19 protein-coding genes and 2 pseudogenes are annotated in these 14,488 nt (G+C 62.7%); 13 read left to right on the top strand and 8 right to left on the bottom strand.

The window, feature by feature from the left end; all coding sequences use genetic code 11:
• Positions 1 to 34: 34 nt before the first annotated feature.
• The 4 genes from AC50YA_RS13450 (at position 35) to AC50YA_RS13435 (ending at position 3,051) form a co-directional block, all read left to right on the top strand.
• Complete coding sequence (locus tag AC50YA_RS13450) at positions 35 to 874, top strand: transporter substrate-binding domain-containing protein (protein WP_494982769.1); 840 nt, start codon at positions 35 to 37, stop codon at positions 872 to 874.
• Positions 875 to 960: 86 nt separating this feature from the next.
• Positions 961 to 1,632, top strand: a complete 672-nt coding sequence (locus AC50YA_RS13445; RefSeq protein WP_494982768.1) for an amino acid ABC transporter permease — start codon at positions 961 to 963, stop codon at positions 1,630 to 1,632.
• Complete coding sequence (locus tag AC50YA_RS13440) at positions 1,625 to 2,314, top strand: amino acid ABC transporter permease (RefSeq protein ID WP_494982767.1); 690 nt, start codon at positions 1,625 to 1,627, stop codon at positions 2,312 to 2,314. Before AC50YA_RS13445 ends, AC50YA_RS13440 begins: the two co-directional genes overlap by 8 nt.
• Before the next feature lie 8 nt (positions 2,315 to 2,322).
• Positions 2,323 to 3,051, top strand: coding sequence for an amino acid ABC transporter ATP-binding protein (locus tag AC50YA_RS13435; protein WP_494982766.1), 729 nt, complete (start codon positions 2,323 to 2,325; stop codon positions 3,049 to 3,051).
• Positions 3,052 to 3,148: 97 nt separating this feature from the next.
• On the opposite strand, the gene AC50YA_RS13430 is transcribed toward AC50YA_RS13435, so the two are convergent.
• The 3 genes and pseudogenes from AC50YA_RS13430 to AC50YA_RS13420 all read right to left on the bottom strand — a co-directional run bounded on the left by AC50YA_RS13430 (position 3,149) and on the right by AC50YA_RS13420 (position 5,019).
• Positions 3,149 to 3,493: a DUF3846 domain-containing protein gene (locus AC50YA_RS13430; protein WP_494982765.1), complete on the bottom strand. Its 345-nt coding sequence runs from the start codon at positions 3,491 to 3,493 to the stop codon at positions 3,149 to 3,151.
• 449 nt (positions 3,494 to 3,942) lie between these two features.
• A pseudogene (locus tag AC50YA_RS13425) lies at positions 3,943 to 4,077 on the bottom strand (glutamine amidotransferase); the annotation flags it as partial.
• Positions 4,078 to 4,122: 45 nt separating this feature from the next.
• Entirely contained in the window at positions 4,123 to 5,019 is an 897-nt protein-coding gene (locus AC50YA_RS13420; RefSeq protein ID WP_494982764.1) for a LysR family transcriptional regulator, read from the bottom strand.
• Positions 5,020 to 5,132: 113 nt separating this feature from the next.
• Between AC50YA_RS13420 and AC50YA_RS13415 the strand changes: the two genes are divergently transcribed.
• The 7 genes from AC50YA_RS13415 (at position 5,133) to AC50YA_RS13385 (ending at position 9,927) form a co-directional block, all read left to right on the top strand.
• Positions 5,133 to 5,954 (top strand): alpha/beta fold hydrolase, encoded by an 822-nt coding sequence (locus AC50YA_RS13415; RefSeq protein ID WP_494982763.1) that lies wholly within the window; start codon positions 5,133 to 5,135, stop codon positions 5,952 to 5,954.
• A gap of 160 nt (positions 5,955 to 6,114) precedes the next feature.
• Complete coding sequence (locus tag AC50YA_RS13410; protein ID WP_494982762.1) at positions 6,115 to 6,645, top strand: transposase; 531 nt, start codon at positions 6,115 to 6,117, stop codon at positions 6,643 to 6,645.
• 138 nt (positions 6,646 to 6,783) lie between these two features.
• On the top strand, positions 6,784 to 7,503 hold the full coding sequence (locus AC50YA_RS13405) for an NYN domain-containing protein (protein ID WP_494982761.1): 720 nt from the start codon (positions 6,784 to 6,786) through the stop codon (positions 7,501 to 7,503).
• A 38-nt stretch (positions 7,504 to 7,541) separates the two neighbouring features.
• Positions 7,542 to 8,021, top strand: a complete 480-nt coding sequence (locus AC50YA_RS13400; protein WP_494982760.1) for a hypothetical protein — start codon at positions 7,542 to 7,544, stop codon at positions 8,019 to 8,021.
• A gap of 293 nt (positions 8,022 to 8,314) precedes the next feature.
• On the top strand, positions 8,315 to 8,905 hold the full coding sequence (locus AC50YA_RS13395) for an ATP-binding protein (protein ID WP_494982759.1): 591 nt from the start codon (positions 8,315 to 8,317) through the stop codon (positions 8,903 to 8,905).
• 19 nt (positions 8,906 to 8,924) lie between these two features.
• Complete coding sequence (locus tag AC50YA_RS13390) at positions 8,925 to 9,344, top strand: hypothetical protein (protein WP_494982758.1); 420 nt, start codon at positions 8,925 to 8,927, stop codon at positions 9,342 to 9,344.
• A gap of 319 nt (positions 9,345 to 9,663) precedes the next feature.
• A complete protein-coding gene (locus AC50YA_RS13385) occupies positions 9,664 to 9,927 on the top strand; it encodes a hypothetical protein (RefSeq protein WP_494982757.1) in 264 nt (87 codons plus the stop codon).
• A 763-nt stretch (positions 9,928 to 10,690) separates the two neighbouring features.
• On the opposite strand, the gene AC50YA_RS13380 is transcribed toward AC50YA_RS13385, so the two are convergent.
• The 4 genes from AC50YA_RS13380 to AC50YA_RS13365 form a co-directional block, all read right to left on the bottom strand.
• Positions 10,691 to 10,894 (bottom strand): Tn3 family transposase, encoded by a 204-nt coding sequence (locus AC50YA_RS13380; RefSeq protein ID WP_494982756.1) that lies wholly within the window; start codon positions 10,892 to 10,894, stop codon positions 10,691 to 10,693.
• Positions 10,895 to 10,943: 49 nt separating this feature from the next.
• Positions 10,944 to 11,855 carry an NADP-dependent oxidoreductase gene (locus AC50YA_RS13375; RefSeq protein ID WP_494982755.1) on the bottom strand — a complete coding sequence of 304 codons (912 nt, stop codon included), beginning with the start codon at positions 11,853 to 11,855 and terminating at the stop codon, positions 10,944 to 10,946.
• Between the two features lie 182 nt (positions 11,856 to 12,037).
• Complete coding sequence (locus tag AC50YA_RS13370; RefSeq protein WP_494982754.1) at positions 12,038 to 12,241, bottom strand: hypothetical protein; 204 nt, start codon at positions 12,239 to 12,241, stop codon at positions 12,038 to 12,040.
• Positions 12,242 to 12,328: 87 nt separating this feature from the next.
• Positions 12,329 to 12,706, bottom strand: a complete 378-nt coding sequence (locus AC50YA_RS13365) for an FAD-dependent oxidoreductase (RefSeq protein WP_494982753.1) — start codon at positions 12,704 to 12,706, stop codon at positions 12,329 to 12,331.
• 264 nt (positions 12,707 to 12,970) lie between these two features.
• On the opposite strand from AC50YA_RS13365, the pseudogene AC50YA_RS13360 reads away from it, so the two are divergent.
• A pseudogene (locus tag AC50YA_RS13360) lies at positions 12,971 to 13,540 on the top strand (recombinase family protein).
• 75 nt (positions 13,541 to 13,615) lie between these two features.
• Complete coding sequence (locus AC50YA_RS13355) at positions 13,616 to 13,756, top strand: hypothetical protein (RefSeq protein ID WP_494982752.1); 141 nt, start codon at positions 13,616 to 13,618, stop codon at positions 13,754 to 13,756.
• A 48-nt stretch (positions 13,757 to 13,804) separates the two neighbouring features.
• On the opposite strand, the gene AC50YA_RS13350 is transcribed toward AC50YA_RS13355, so the two are convergent.
• A complete protein-coding gene (locus AC50YA_RS13350; RefSeq protein ID WP_494982751.1) occupies positions 13,805 to 14,443 on the bottom strand; it encodes a GOLPH3/VPS74 family protein in 639 nt (212 codons plus the stop codon).
• Positions 14,444 to 14,488: the final 45 nt, after the last annotated feature.

The following is a 14,488-nucleotide window of genomic DNA, read 5'->3' as shown; positions in this document are numbered from 1 at the left end:
CCGATCCGCATCAATAATCTCCAGGAGAGCACCCATGTTCAGAGCAACACCGAAGTTGCTTCTTGTCCCTGCTATCGCGTTGGCCCTCACGCTGGGAGGCTGCTCCTCCGAGGGCGCCTCGGCCGGCGCCGGGAGCGCAACAGGAGCCGTGGCGAACAGCCACCTCACACAGATTCTCAAGACAAAGACGATCAAGATCGCCGTCAGTGCCGACTCTCCGGGATACGGCGTCATGACGTCATCGGGCGAGCACGAGGGCTTCGACATTGATGTCGCGAACGCGCTCGGCGCCTCGCTGGGCGCCAAGGTTGAGTTCGTCACGGCCACGAACGAAAGCCGCATCCCGCTGCTGCAGACCGACAAGGCGGACGCCGTTATTGCCACCTTCACGGCATCGGATGCGCGCGCCCAGGTGGTGGACATGTCCGAGCCGTACGCCGCCAGCTCCACCGTCTTTATGGTGCCCACCGGAAGCCCGATCGGCAGCTACGCCGATCTGGACGGGAAATCCGTGGCCACGTCCCGCGGAAGTGTGGGCGAGCAGATCCTCAAGGCCACCTTCCCGAACGCCAAGATCGCCGGCTTCAACACAACGGCCGACTCCATCCAGGCCCTCAAGAGCGGCAAGGTGGACGCGCTGATTGAAAACAACGCCATCATCGGCGGGCTCGTGAAGAGTGAGCCGGCCGCGTTCCAGGTGCTCAAGGGCGATCCGATCAGGCCGGCGCTGTTCTCCATCGGCGTCAAGCAGGGCGACCAGACGTGGGTCAACTACATCAACAACTTCATCCGGAACTACACCATCTCCGGACAGAACGAGGCCTCCTTGCAGAAGTGGTTCGGGCTGGATCTTCCGCCCTTCCTCGCCCACTAACAGTATTCGGACGCACTCTCCGGTGTGGGTGGAGGACAGGCAGTCATTCACCCACACCGCCGTTCACGGATAGGACCCTTTTGCTCATGGCTTTATATTTCGGAGACCTTCTCCCCTTCAGCCCGCTATTGCTTGAAGGGCTCTGGACAGCTTTGTACATCACGCTCGTTGCCATGGTGGCGGGAAGCGCACTCGGCGTTTTTCTGTACCTGGGGAAGGCCGGGCCCGGAAAAGCAGTCAGCATCTTCTGCACCTGCTACATCGAGGCCATCCGCAACACGCCCCTGCTGGTGCAGCTGTACCTGATCTACTTCGCCCTTCCCACGCTGGGCATCAACCTTGAGCCCATCTGGGCCGCTGTCATCGGCCTGACCCTGAACAACGCCGCATACACGGCGGAAATTTACCGCGCCGGGTTCGAGTCGGTACCCCACGGCCTGCGTGAGGCCGGCAAGGCGCTGGGCATGAAGCCCGCCCAGATCGTGCGCTACATCGTCCTGCTGCCGGCCACGCGAAACGTTTTCCCTGCACTGACCAACCAGCTGATTCTGCTGTTCCTGGCTTCGTCGATTGGATCCATCATCTCGCTCCCCGAACTGACCAACGCGATCATGAGCGTCAGCAACACAACGTACCGGACCATCGAGGTGCTCGCGGTGGGCGGGCTGCTCTACCTTGGCGTATCCGCATTGTTGTCCCTGGCCTCGAAACGGGCCGAAACGACGCTGTTCCGGTGGGCGGTGGGTGCACGTGTTTAGGGCCTTTGATTGGCAGGACCTCATTCCGCTGGCCAAGGGGGCATGGCTGACCATTCAGCTCTGCGCAGTGTCCGGCATTCTCGGAGTCATCTTTGGACTGATCCTTGGCATCGCCAGAACGTGCCCCAGCAGGGTCGCGCGGTGGATCAGCACCATCTACATCAGCTGCGTTCGCGGCATCCCGATTCTGGTCATCATCTTCTTCATCTTCTTCGGGATCCCGCTGCTGTTCCCCGGCCTGGAACTGGACAAGTTCGCGTCGGCCGTCATCGCGCTGACCTGCTTCGCCGCCGCGTATGTGGCAGAAATCGTGCGTGGCAGCATCGAGGCCGTCCCCAGGGGACAAAGTGAAGCGGCAGACGCCCTCGGCCTTAACTACGGGGCGAAGCTCCGGTTTGTGGTCATGCCCCAGGCCAGGAGGATCATGGTTCCGCCCGGCGTCGGCTTCCTCATTGGCCTGGTAAAGGATTCCTCGCTGGTGACGGTGACCGGGCTGGTCGAACTGACCCACGCGGGCAACATTGTCACCAACCTCACCGGCGACCCCATCATGACGTTCCTGACCGTCGCCGCCATGTACTTCGTCATTTGCTACAGCATCTCCCTGCTGGGACGCCTGTACGAGAAACGGACCGGCATCCAGGTGGACCCCCTCAAACTTCCCGAGCCCGCGAGCGTTTAGATCGGAATATGACTGTGATTTTTGTTGAGAATTTGAATAAGAAATTCGGCCCCAACCATGTCCTCAAAGGCGTTGACTGCCACATCCGTGAGCGTGAGGTGGTGTGCGTCATTGGCCCCTCGGGTTCGGGCAAGAGCACGTTCCTGAGGTGCATGAACGGCCTGGAATCCATCACGGCCGGCAGCATCGTGATCAACAAGCACCGGCTGGACGATTCGAAAACGAATATCAACCTGGTCCGGCAGGAAGCGGGAATGGTCTTCCAGCACTTCAACCTGTTCCCGCACCTGAAGGTCATCGACAACGTCATGCTGGCCCCGCTTAAGGTGGCCAGGGCCAACAAGGACGAAGCCCGTGCCAAGGCCGAGATGCTGCTGGCAAAGGTGGGCCTGGCCGAAAAGATGGAGGCCTTCCCCGGGAGCCTGTCCGGCGGTCAGATGCAGCGCGTAGCCATAGCCCGGGCGCTGGCCATGGGTCCAAAAATCATGCTCTTTGACGAGCCGACCTCAGCCCTCGACCCGGAAATTGTCGGCGAGGTGCTGACCGTCATGAAGGACCTGGCCAACGAGGGCATGACCATGGTGGTGGTCACCCACGAAATGGGCTTCGCCAGGGAAGTGGCCGACCGGGTGCTCTTTATGGACCAGGGACTGATCGTCGAGGAAGGCTCCCCCGATGAGATCTTCTCCTCGCCGCGGAACGCCAGAACCCAGGGGTTCCTCAGTAAGGTTCTCTAACCGGGGCAGGCAGTGAGCGGACGACGGCGCGAGGTCCCGCCGTCGTCCGCTTTGCGTTTGGTGCCGCGCAATTCGTGGTGCCACATCACTGCGGTGGTCAGGCCGCCAGCGGCACGTCGAAAAGCTGCTCGGCAAGCCGGATGAGGTGCCCGGGTGCATCGGATTCGTCGCCGCGACTTCCGTGGCCGAGAAACACCGCGGTCCCGTTGAGGGTGTCGTCGGGATAGACGCCTGCTTCGCGGATGAGCACTTCGGCCCGCGCGTTCTGGGGCAGGCGGTGTCCCTCGTCGTTCAGATAGACATGCCAGTCTCTGCTGGTGATGGATTCGATGTTTCCTGCAACCAGTTTCTGCAGGGCTGCCATGACCGTGTCCACGGTTTCGATGCGCACCGGTTGAGTGAGGTGCGCCGGGACGATCAGGGCGTTGTAGGTGGTGTTCATGGTGTTGTCCTTGTGACTGAAACGAATGGCGTGCGGTCCCAGTGGTGGCGGGCAGCCGAATGGGGCTAGGAGTCTCGCATTCGGCTGCCCGCAGTTTATTTAGCGCTGGTTTTTGCGCGGCTTTGCGAACAGAGTTTCACTGGTTTCGTTTTTAGCTCTTTTGTCGGCCCTTTTTCGAGAATTGATTTTCCCAGTTTTGGTGCCGACGCTCTTGGGCGATTTTCCGGACAATGGAATCACATTTTTCTTTGTTTGTATCTACCCGATACCATACACACTTATATTTTTAATGCCAGTTTCCCGAAAAGCATCACTAAACGGCGATGACATTAATCTCCGCTTGCTTAATTGCACCCCGCATAAACGCGGTTACAAGCCAGCGGCAACTACTCACCTGACCAGGGTTAATGCAAAGTCCTGGGTAGCGGCCTGATTCTTGCGAGGTTGACCGGCAAGGGTGCCGCTTCCATCCTGATGCGTTTCAGCTGGTCCGGAGCCAGGCCGCCAAAACGAAGATACGCCTGGTACTCTTCCTCGGCGGCGGCGTCCTCAGCGAGGGATGCAAGCAGCAGAAACGGCTTCACACCCTAAGTGTGCACCGGCCCACCTGGGGCGCCAGAACGCCGCAGTTACGCTTTCTTCGCCACGTACCGCCGGGCGTGGGCAACCAGCTGAGTGACCAAGGGCGAGGAGTCGTTCCGGAGCCAGACCAGCACCGTGGGCACGGGATAGGACACCCCGGCAAACGGGCGCCACACGACGCCGGGCGGATCGCCGGGCACCACCTGGTGCGGCACTTTGAAGGACACGCCAAGACCGGCAGACACCAGGCTCATGGTGGTTGCGATGCTTGGCGACCAGCGGTGCGGGCCGGGGAGCATCCCGCCGTCCATCATCAGGCCGAGTACCCGCTCGCGAACGTCGGGGTCGCCGTCGCGCTGTAACCAGATCAGCGCCTGCCCGTTCAGATCCTCGGGGCCCACGGCCGCCAGGCCGGCCAGCCGGCTGCCGGACGGAACGGCAACACCCATTGGCTCCGATTCCAGGGTCAGCACGCCCAGCCGTTCATCGCGGGGTGGCACTGCATGGATGAAAATCGCATCAAAGTCCCCAGCGAGAAGCTTCAGGACGCCCTCCCTCGCCGCCGCGGGTTTGACGTCTACCTCCGGCGCGACCTCACCCGAACCGAGTCCGCTGAGCAGTTCCGCCAGCAGCGGGTACGCCACGCCCACTGCCACCCCCAGTTTGAGTGTGCCGCGTGTGGGACTGCGGAGTTCGTCCATGGCCGTCACCGCGGCGTCGTGGGCCTGGATAATACGTTCTGCTTCGTCCTTCAGGCGGCGGCCGGCATCTGTGAGCGCAACGTGGTTGTGTGTCCGGTCCAGGAGCCGGAGTCCGAGTGCTCTTTCCAAGGACTTGAGCTCCTGGCTCAGCGCCGGCTGGGCGATGTGGAGCCGGGCGGCGGCTTTGCCGAAGTGCAGTTCCTCAGCCAGCACAAGGAATCGCCGGAGTTGGCGGATCTCCATGCCCCATCATAAAAATTTGTGATCGTCCGAGTCCATAGCGGTCTTGGACGCCGGAGCGCGCCCGGGCGTCCAATGGAAGTGAAGGACAAACCGCATTCGGAAAGGTGAAGACGATGAGCACAGTTGAAGGAGTTGCCTTGGTGGAAGCCAACGGCACCACGATCCACGTTGACGTGGCAGGCCACGGGGCGCCAGTGCTGCTGGTCCCCGGCGCCGGAGGTGACGCCCGGCAGTACGTTGAGCTGGCCCGGCTCTTGGCCGAAAACCATACGGTCATCGCCTATGACCGCAGGAACAACGCGCGCAGCCCCCTGCAGCAGGACTGGGCGGAGACCTCCGTTGAGCAGCACGCCGGCGACATCGTTGCCCTGTTGGAGACGCTCGGGACGGAACGCTGCGTCGTGTATGGAAACAGCACCGGAGCGCTGATAGCGCTGGCCGCCGTCCTGAAGGCTCCCAGCCTTTTTTCCGGTGCGGTGCTGCATGAGCCGGCACTCCTGAGCGTTCTGGCCAATCCCGACGACGCCATGGCATCGGTGCAGCCGATTATCGCGGCAGGCATGGAGACAGACGGCCTTGCCGGCGGAGCCGAAGCCTTCGTCCGGTTCGCAGCAGGGGACGCCGCTGCGCTCCTGTCGCCGGACTTCATCGAAGCACTCCGGGCCAACGCCAGGGTCCTGCTTGAAGCGGAGTTCGGCGCCTTTGCTTCCTGGATGCCCGGACCGGAGGCCATGGCAGGCTCGAGCGTGCCGCTGGCCGTACTCAGTGCGGAGCAGACAGCGCCGTTCTTCGTGGAGGCAGCAGAGTGGATCGCTTCCCGTGCCGGCGTCAGCCGCCGGACGGTACCCGGCGGGCACATGGGCTTCCTTGACCACCGCGTGGAACTGGCCGCAGCAATCGACGGGATGTTTTCGGCAGTCCCTCAGTACGACTGAGAGCCACCATGTCGCCGGATGGGTGCTCTTAAAGGAGCGGAACTCCTGGTAAACAGGTGATTGTCTAGACCGCCGCTTGCCAGGAGTTCCTTCATGCCATCTCCCCCAACGATGCCCTTGCCCGCCAGCTGGAGGACGTCCGGAGCCGGCGAAGCAGACGATGACGCCCGGAACGATGTGGGAAGTCCTTAGCTCAGTCCCGGACCCGCGGAAGCCCCGGGGAGTCAGACACGGGTTGGCGGGGATCCTGGTGTTGGCCATCTGCGCGGTCCTCGCCGGCGCAAAGTCCTTTGCCGAGATCGCCGAATGGGCTGCCGACACGGGACGCAAACCACTATCCGCAGCTGGCATCAAGGTGGGCAGGAAGTGGAGTGTTGAAACGGTCTACGTCATCACCTCCCTGCCAGTCGAGAAGGCCAGCCCTGCCGATCTAAACACCTTGGTCCGTGGGCACTCGACCATCGAGAACAGGTTGCACTGGACCCGGGACGTCACGTACGCCGAGGATATTTCGCAGGTCCGCACGGGCAACGCACCACGGCTCATGGCTTCCCTACGCAACCTGGCCATCAGCCTCTACCGGATAGCCAAAACAATCAACATCGCCAAAGCCACCAGACATACCGCCAGAAACGCCACCCGGGCCCTCAATCTCGCAAGAATCAGGCCGCTACCCAGGACTTTGCATTAGCCCTGCTCACCTGACATGCGACGACTCTTCCTCTCGCCGTCGGCCCGCCCGCACTGAGGTTCAGGCGGCTGCGTCGCCGGCGGGCGCGGCGCAGCCGGAACGGTCGCCAGTCCGCGCCGTTCCTGCCACACTGGGCCAATGAATGAGGCGCTCTCACCGTCCCGCAGACCCGGCATCCGAGCTGCGATGTTTGTTGATTTCGACAACGTTTTCACCGGCCTGCAGGCACTGGATCCACTGGCGGCGAAGCGCTTTGCCGAAGACCCGAAGCATTGGGCCGACGCGTTGTCAGCAGGCGGTTCCGGAGAGGACGCCCGCAGGTTCCTGATCCGCAACTGCTACCTGAACCCGGTGGTGTACTCGAAGTACCGGACCTACTGGACCCGCGCCGGCTTCCGCGTGATCGACTGCCCGTCGCTGACGCAGCGCGGCAAGAGCAGCACGGACATCAACCTGGTGCTTGACGCCATGGACGCGCTGTCCGGCAACGTTGGCATCGAAGAGTTCTTCATCGCCTCGGCCGATGCCGATTTCACCTCCCTGATCCAGCGGTTCCGGGCCGCTGACCGGATGACCACCGTCATCGCGGCCGGCGCCGTGGCCTTCGCCTACCGGGAGATGGCGGACCATGTGGTGGAGTCCCACGACTTCGTCGCCATCCTCAACGGCACAACCGTGGAGCCGGTTCATGCGGTGGCGTCCGGGAAACAGAAGACTGTCCCGCCGGCAGGCAAGGTGAAAGCCCAGTCCGCCTCGCCCGCAATCCGTGAGGTCCTCGAGTTCGTCCGCGCCGCTCCGGGGCCGGTAAACGGCGCGATGGTCGCCCACCGGGCACTCTCACGGCAGAGCCATCCCTGAAGACAGACTGGGGCGGCTGGGGAAAGTTTGGGACCTGGGTGTCCCAGATCGGTCAGGGCGTCGAATACTCCCCGGCGCAAGGTGGCTGGGTCTGGGACGCGAAGCGGTTCTCGAGCGAGGATCTTCCGGCTCCAGCTGACCTCCAGCCCGGCATCGAGGAGCAGGTCTTCAGGGTCACGGATGTGCCGGCACTTTCAGCAGCCCAGTTCCGCCAAATGTTCCGGGCCATGGCAGCCAGGCTCCGCGAGCACCCGCTCAACCGCACCGAACTGTCCCGGCAGGTGCGGGACGACTGCGTCAACGCGGACCAGCCGGTCTCCCGCAATGCCGTGAGTTTTGTCCTTCAAGGCCTGGCCTACGTCAATTTCCCGCTCACCGACGAAGCGACAGCCGAAGGCCTTGCAGCAGCCTGGACCGCGAACGTGGAGGAACTCTGCCGGGTGGCGCTCCTGGAGTTCGACTCCGCCGAGAAGCTCGCCGTACGGCGCTGGGCCAGCGGCGGACTACTGGACACCTGACACAGGAGAAGCGGACGGCGGCGGGACCTCGCCGTCGTGCGGTTGCCTTACGTGGCGGCTTCCGCGTCCGCCAGCCTGATCATGCGGAGCTCGCCAGCCACCGCGCGGGACGGCCAATAGTTGCGACAACCTGGACGACGGTAGAACCTCTGTTTCAGACACCGCGCCGTGAGCGTCATCAAGTTAATGGTAGAGCTACACCGCTCAATACGGTGGACTAATATCGCTCAGAATGGTAGCTTGGAAACGCTCAAAATGGTGTACTAAATCAAGCTGCGGGGCGATTCATCGCAATGGACGGGTACAAGAGACGGATCATCGATGACTCAATCGACGAGCTCTTCCCTTCGTTCGCTGCAATCTCCATCGATGGGGCTCGCGCGATCGGGAAGACCTCCACTGGGAGGCAGCGAGCGAAGACAATTCTCGACTTGGACCTCCCCGAAATACGGGAGTTGATCCAAGCGGATCCCAAGTACTTGAGCAGAGTAGAAACCCCCGTCCTCATCGATGAATGGCAACATGTCCCCGAGGTCTGGGACCGTGTCCGCCGCCTCGTCGACAGTGACTCGACCGGCGAACGGTTCATCTTGGCCGGCAGCGCCGCACCCATTGGCACCCACCTCCACTCCGGCGCCGGCCGTATCATCAGATTCCGGATGCGACCTCTCTCCATCGCGGAACGCAACTTGGCAACGCCCACCGTCCGCGTTCGCGATCTCCTCAGCGCAGACACCCCGGACATCCACGGTTCCAGTGACGTCGAACTGCGCGACTACGTCCGCGAAATCGTCGCCTCGGGATTCCCGCAGCCTCGGCAGATGAGCGATCGTGCCCGCGGAGTTTGGAAAACGGGCCGCGCGGGGCGCTTTTTACGGGAGTGAGCCAGTCATCATTAGCGGCATGCCCCTTGACGAAGCCGCCGGTCTGCCCCGAGACCCGCAGGCTCTCCTGAACCTCATCCAAGAGCGGACAAAAGGCGCCGGGAAGTCCCCTGAAATAAAGGCCCTGGGTACGATCACGGCGGCCCTGCGCACCGGAGTCATCCCCGCAGACCTGCGCGCCGCCTTCTACAAGGCCGCCGCCCTTATCCCCGGCGTCACCGTCGCGGACAAGCAGGCAACAATCGACGGCCGGACCGGCGTCGCCATCGGCATCCCGTCTCCGGATGGAGGATCCCGGCAGGAGACCATCATCGATCCGGCTACCGGACTGCTGATCGGGGAACGGAACGTCCTGCTGAAGGACTATCCAGGCTTCCCCGCCGACACCATCATTACCTGGACCTCCGTACGCACGTCAGTGGTGAACGCCGCGCCCTAAGCTCCTGACGACAACAACGCTGAGACGGCCGGTCACTATCGGGGTGACCGGCCGTCTCACTCGACTGCCCTGACGGGATCGCAGATGATGCACCACACCCCTATCTGGTGAAGCACAATTGCTGTGTAATGGCTGAGCTGACGGGTGTACGACCGCTGTGAAAGCGGGCCTCGATACCGTCCGTTTGGGGAACGTTTTGCGGGCAGGCGCAGACCGAGCGAGATGCGACCACGAAAAGCCTTGCCTGGGTGCGGAACGACCAGTAACGTTCTGCGCAGTGGGCCTGCGGACCGCTGGCCCCACTTCGAGAGGACGCGCTATGCCAACCGTGATCGGCCACCACGATGTGAAGGACAAGGATCATTGGCTTGCCTCACCGAAGCGCGAAGAGGTCTTCGGCCCCCTCGGCGTCACTAACATTCGGACGTTCGTCGACCCTCAGAACCCGACGCAAGTCGCGGTGCTGATGGACGTTGCTGACTTGGATGTCCTCATGGCCGCGATGCAATCCGAGGCAATGGCCGAAGCGATGGCCTACGACGGCGTGCTGGGCGAGACCTTGGTGATTCTCGTCGAGGCGTAATTTCTTTTCTCGGAAGCGCGGGTGAGCGAAAACTGCTTATCGGCCGTGAACGGCCTCACCTCGTGTCGCGATGGACGGTCGCCCAGCGGCGCAACCTCCAGTGGGAGATTTTGGATCTTGATTGTCATTTTTCGACTCGATTGCCCAGAATGTTCGAAGTCGACTGCACCGCCGCCCTGCCCCGGTTGGGGAACGTCAAGCGGACGCACTCTCGGGGTCGGACGCTGTGGTGCAGGGCTTCGTGGCCGAAAGAAGAACCAAGGAATGCCCGGCCTTGGTGTAACATCAACTTCGCACGTGACCGGCCGGAGGAGGTGAGACCCATTACCGCTGTATCAATCTGGGTGCTCCCCCTCACGGCTGTGCCGTTCATCTGATAGAGGTGGGCCATGGGAGCGCCCGTAGGCATCCCGAAAGGCAACAAACTCATGCAATTCACCTCAGAAACGACCTCAAACGGCGTCTCGGAACGTCTGTTCACCCTCGATGACATCCCAGCGTCAGACCTCTTGCCCCCTCTGCTCTCGCATGGCCCAGGGCCACGAGTTCTGCACAGGGCCTACCGGAGAAGTGATACAGGTTGATGCCGCCATACATGCGGCCGCTGGCATCCCGGACCGCTGCCCCCATACTGTGAACGCCCGAATCACCGTCTCCCTGCTCATCGACAATTTGCAGAGCAAATTCGATTAGTTCGTGATCCTCTGCCGTCAGTTCCCGCAAGTCAATAGCCATGGGACTAAGCGTCGCACGGTTCCGGCAGTCAAAGACCCTGCAAGGCGGAGCATGTCCGCCAGTTCGCCGTGATGAGGTCCAGGTTGATCCGGTTGCTACCGACCACCGCGTTTAGCTTTCCGTAGTCAGCTATGGTGCCAATGCGCCAGAACCGTTGATCGGGAAGACCAGCCAAGCGAGGCGAAAACCGGTATCCGAACAAGGTGAAGGTGTAGTAGCAGGAAAGTCTCACAAACAGGTAATCGCAAGCTAAATCCTGACCCTGGCCTCGGGGTTCCGGGTCAGCTGACCGTCACGATGAATTTGCCGAGCCCGTGGCCCTGTTCGCTTTTCGCTTGCGCGGCCGCGACATTCTCCAGCGAAAAAGTTTCCGCGACCGGCAGCCGAAACTTTCCCTGCTCGAACAACGCTGCCGCTTCGGCGCGTGCTTCCGGCGCATGGCCCGGGCCCTGGCCGCCGGTGAACCGCACACCATACTCGGCGGCCCTGTAGTCGGCGATGGTGATGACCTTCCCGGCACTGCCCGTGAGCTCAATAAGCTCCGGCAGGACCCCGGAGCCCACCGCATCCAAGGCGACATCGACGCCGTGCGTGGCAAGCTCCCGCACACGGCCGACCAGACCGGGGCCGTACGTCGTCGGGATCGCACCCAGAGAGCGCAGATACTCGTGATTCCCTTCACTGGCCGTGCCAATCACGGTGGCTTCGCTGGCGAGGGCGAACTGGACGGCGGCCAGGCCCACGCCGCCCGCGGCCCCGTTGACAAGGAGAGTCTGACCGGACTCCAGGGGCAGCAGATTCAACGCCCGGCGCGCCGCTTCGGTCGACATCGGATATCCGGCAGCCTCTTCGAAAGGGAGACTCGCCGGCTTCTTTGCCCACTCGGCCAGCACCGAGTACTGGGCCGCGGCACCAGTGGCGGCGGTGCCGAAGACCTCGTCGCCGACGGCGACCTCCTCCACACCATCACCGACCTCGTCCACGACACCCGAGGCGTCCATCCCCACCCCGGCAGGAAAACCGATCGGCATGAAGGCTGCCAGCGCCCCGCTGCGAATCTTCCAGTCGAACGCATTCACGCCCGCCGCACGAACGGCGATGCGGATCTGGCCGGGGCGGGCGTGGGGCTCCTCGACGTCGACGACCTTGAGGACGTCCGGACCGCCGTACTCGGCAAACTGAACAGCTTTCACGGCATTCTCCCTGTGTGAGTTCGCAACATAAGTGCTTTTCTCATGATCCCAACCACAGCTGGTCGGGGCAAGGACTCCGGAAACATTCTGCCGCTACGTCACGCACCGGCGTCGCAGCTTATCGAACTCTCCGACAACGGCCATCACCTCAGTCCCCCGTCGTGAAATACAGCCGTCTTCCCTCAGGCGCTCGGGGCAGAGTTCTCCCCGGCGTGTTCCTTGGCACCCACCCACCGGGCCGCTCCGGCCGGAAGCTCCACATCCATTTCCCGACCGTTGGCTGAAAGATGCCGGCTGAAAGGGCTCATGGTGATCATGACGCTGTCGGGGTGCCGGTGCGGCGTAGTCTTATCGCCCGGTTTGTCCCGGTACTCGAGGACCCGCACGCGATCGTTTTCAAAGGCCAGGGGTCGGGGACCATCTCGCGGAAAACTGGCGCCAAGCCGTCCGCGCACGCCGAACGGTTACGATCGTTACCGGACGGCGGCCTCTTCTGCATCGAGAATCCGGGCGGGCAACCCGGCGGCGTGAGTCAGGCCGACACGACGCTGTAGGTCAGTCATCGCCATTGCAGTGTTGGCATTTTCAAGGCCGCCTACCCTGTCGAACCCTGGAAGGCCTCCCAAGGAAAGCTGTTCATAGCAGGCGGCACTGGTCCGGGCGAGCTCTGTCGCAACTAACGATTCGTTGAACAGCCCGACGAAACCCGGTGCGTGGCCGGTTGAGCCAAGTAGCCGGTTGCCTGGACCCCGTTCCAGCACGGTCACGTCCAGCTCGTTGTGTTCACTGAGGTACGCAGCCATGGCCGTGCCAACGATCCCTCCACCGATGACTACTATTCGTCTACTCATTGGCTAATCCAAACCCGCAGCGCCTGAGCGTGCAACCCAGCCCTTTGGGAAGGAGTAAGTGGATCCTTCGGGAGCAACAGGAGGGGCACAATCAATCGTGGAAAATGATTCAGACTCGGGTCCCATTCAGGGGTCCCTGTACGGCGCAAGCGCCACCCAAAATTTCCGGATCACGATCGCCGCGTTTCCGGGGTCGGTCGATTCCCGTAGGACCCGCCCGCAAAAATGCCCGGTGAACGGGGGACAAACGGTACATTCAACACCATGCCCGGGCTCCTCATCGGATACGCCCGCGTATCCACGAACGACCAAGACCTCACTGCCCAGAATAATGCCCTGGTTGCTCTTGGGGTGTCGTCGGAGAAGACGTTCACAAACCAGGGTGTGACCGGCGCCAACCGGGCGCGGCCGGGACTCAGGGAAGCGTTGGCCGCCTGCCGTGAGGGGGACACCCTGGTCCTGACCAAACTCGACCGCCTGGCCCGNCGAAAGACATTGTCGACGAACTCACCCGCAGCGAAGTCAAGCTGAGCATCGGCGGCTCCGTCCATGACCCCACCGATCCCATGGGCCGGATTCTCTTCAACGTCCTGGCCATGGTTGCAGAATTCGAAAGCCGAACTGATCCGGGCAGGGACCCGGGAAGGCATGGCGGTCGCCAACGCGAAGGGCCGCCTGCGGGGGAAACAGCCCAAGCTTTCCAAAACACAGGAAGCCCACCTGGTCTCCGTTCACCGAGCAGGGACGCACACCACGGTGGAACTTGCCGAACTCTTCGCGGTAGCCCCCTCAACCGTCTACCGTGCCATCAAACGCGCAGGCGACGCCACATGACCGCTTAGTGTGATTTCCCTACCGATCCTTCTCGGACCCCGTGTCGCACGGCGCCACCGAGACTTGTGCAGGGGCGTGTCGGCAACCGCACTGACGAGGGCGGCAGCGTGGACCGCGAACGTGGAGGAACTCTGCCGGGTGGCGCTGCTGGAGTTCGACGCCGCCGAGAAGCTCGCCGTACGGCGCTGGGCCAGCGGCGGACTACTGGACACCTGACACAGGAGAAGCGGACGACGGCGGGACCTCCCGCCGTCGTCCGTTTGCCTACGTCGCGGCTTCCGCGTCCGCCAGCCTGATCATGCGTAGTTCGTCCGACACCGCGCGGGACGGCCAGTAGTCATTCGCCATTTCCCTCACATGGCTTTGATTTGCCGCCGGGAAGATCTTCCCGAGCATCTCCGCCGAGTAGAGCAGCGCGATCAGTACGGTGGTACGCGGATCGGAGGATCCGCCGCTGAGTGCGGCTTCGATCCTTTTCAGCAGGGCCGCCTCCGGAGCGTGGTCCTTCTCCGGGTAGCGTGTGGTCCTGAACAGGCCAAGGTGCCTTTCGCCCACATGTTCCACGATGCCCAGCGACGCCATGCCCTCATAGATGCGGTGCAGTTCGGCGCGGCTCTCCAGCATGGAAACGCACTTCTTGGGAGTATGCAGCCCCGGCCTGTCCCGGATGATTTCCAGCTGGTGCTGGAAGTCCGTCTGCGGGGTGGAGCCGGTTGCCACGACGTGCTTCCCCTGCAGTTCGATGGCACCGAGCAGATCCAGCTCGGCCAGGGTCGCGCCGGCCACGCCAGCCCTCAGGACGGCCGACGGCACCTCGGGCCCGCCATCCGTGTCATTTGTCGCCAGGAGGAGGAAAGCCTGCGGCAGGCTTAGCTCCCCGCCCTTCTGAATGTTGGCATCCATATGATCATGGTCGCGCAACTGGACGCCCACCACAATGAGGATTTA

This window comes from Pseudarthrobacter sp. RHLT3-21 (assembly GCF_059383495.1).
This window is presented reverse-complemented; position numbering and strand designations above follow the sequence as displayed.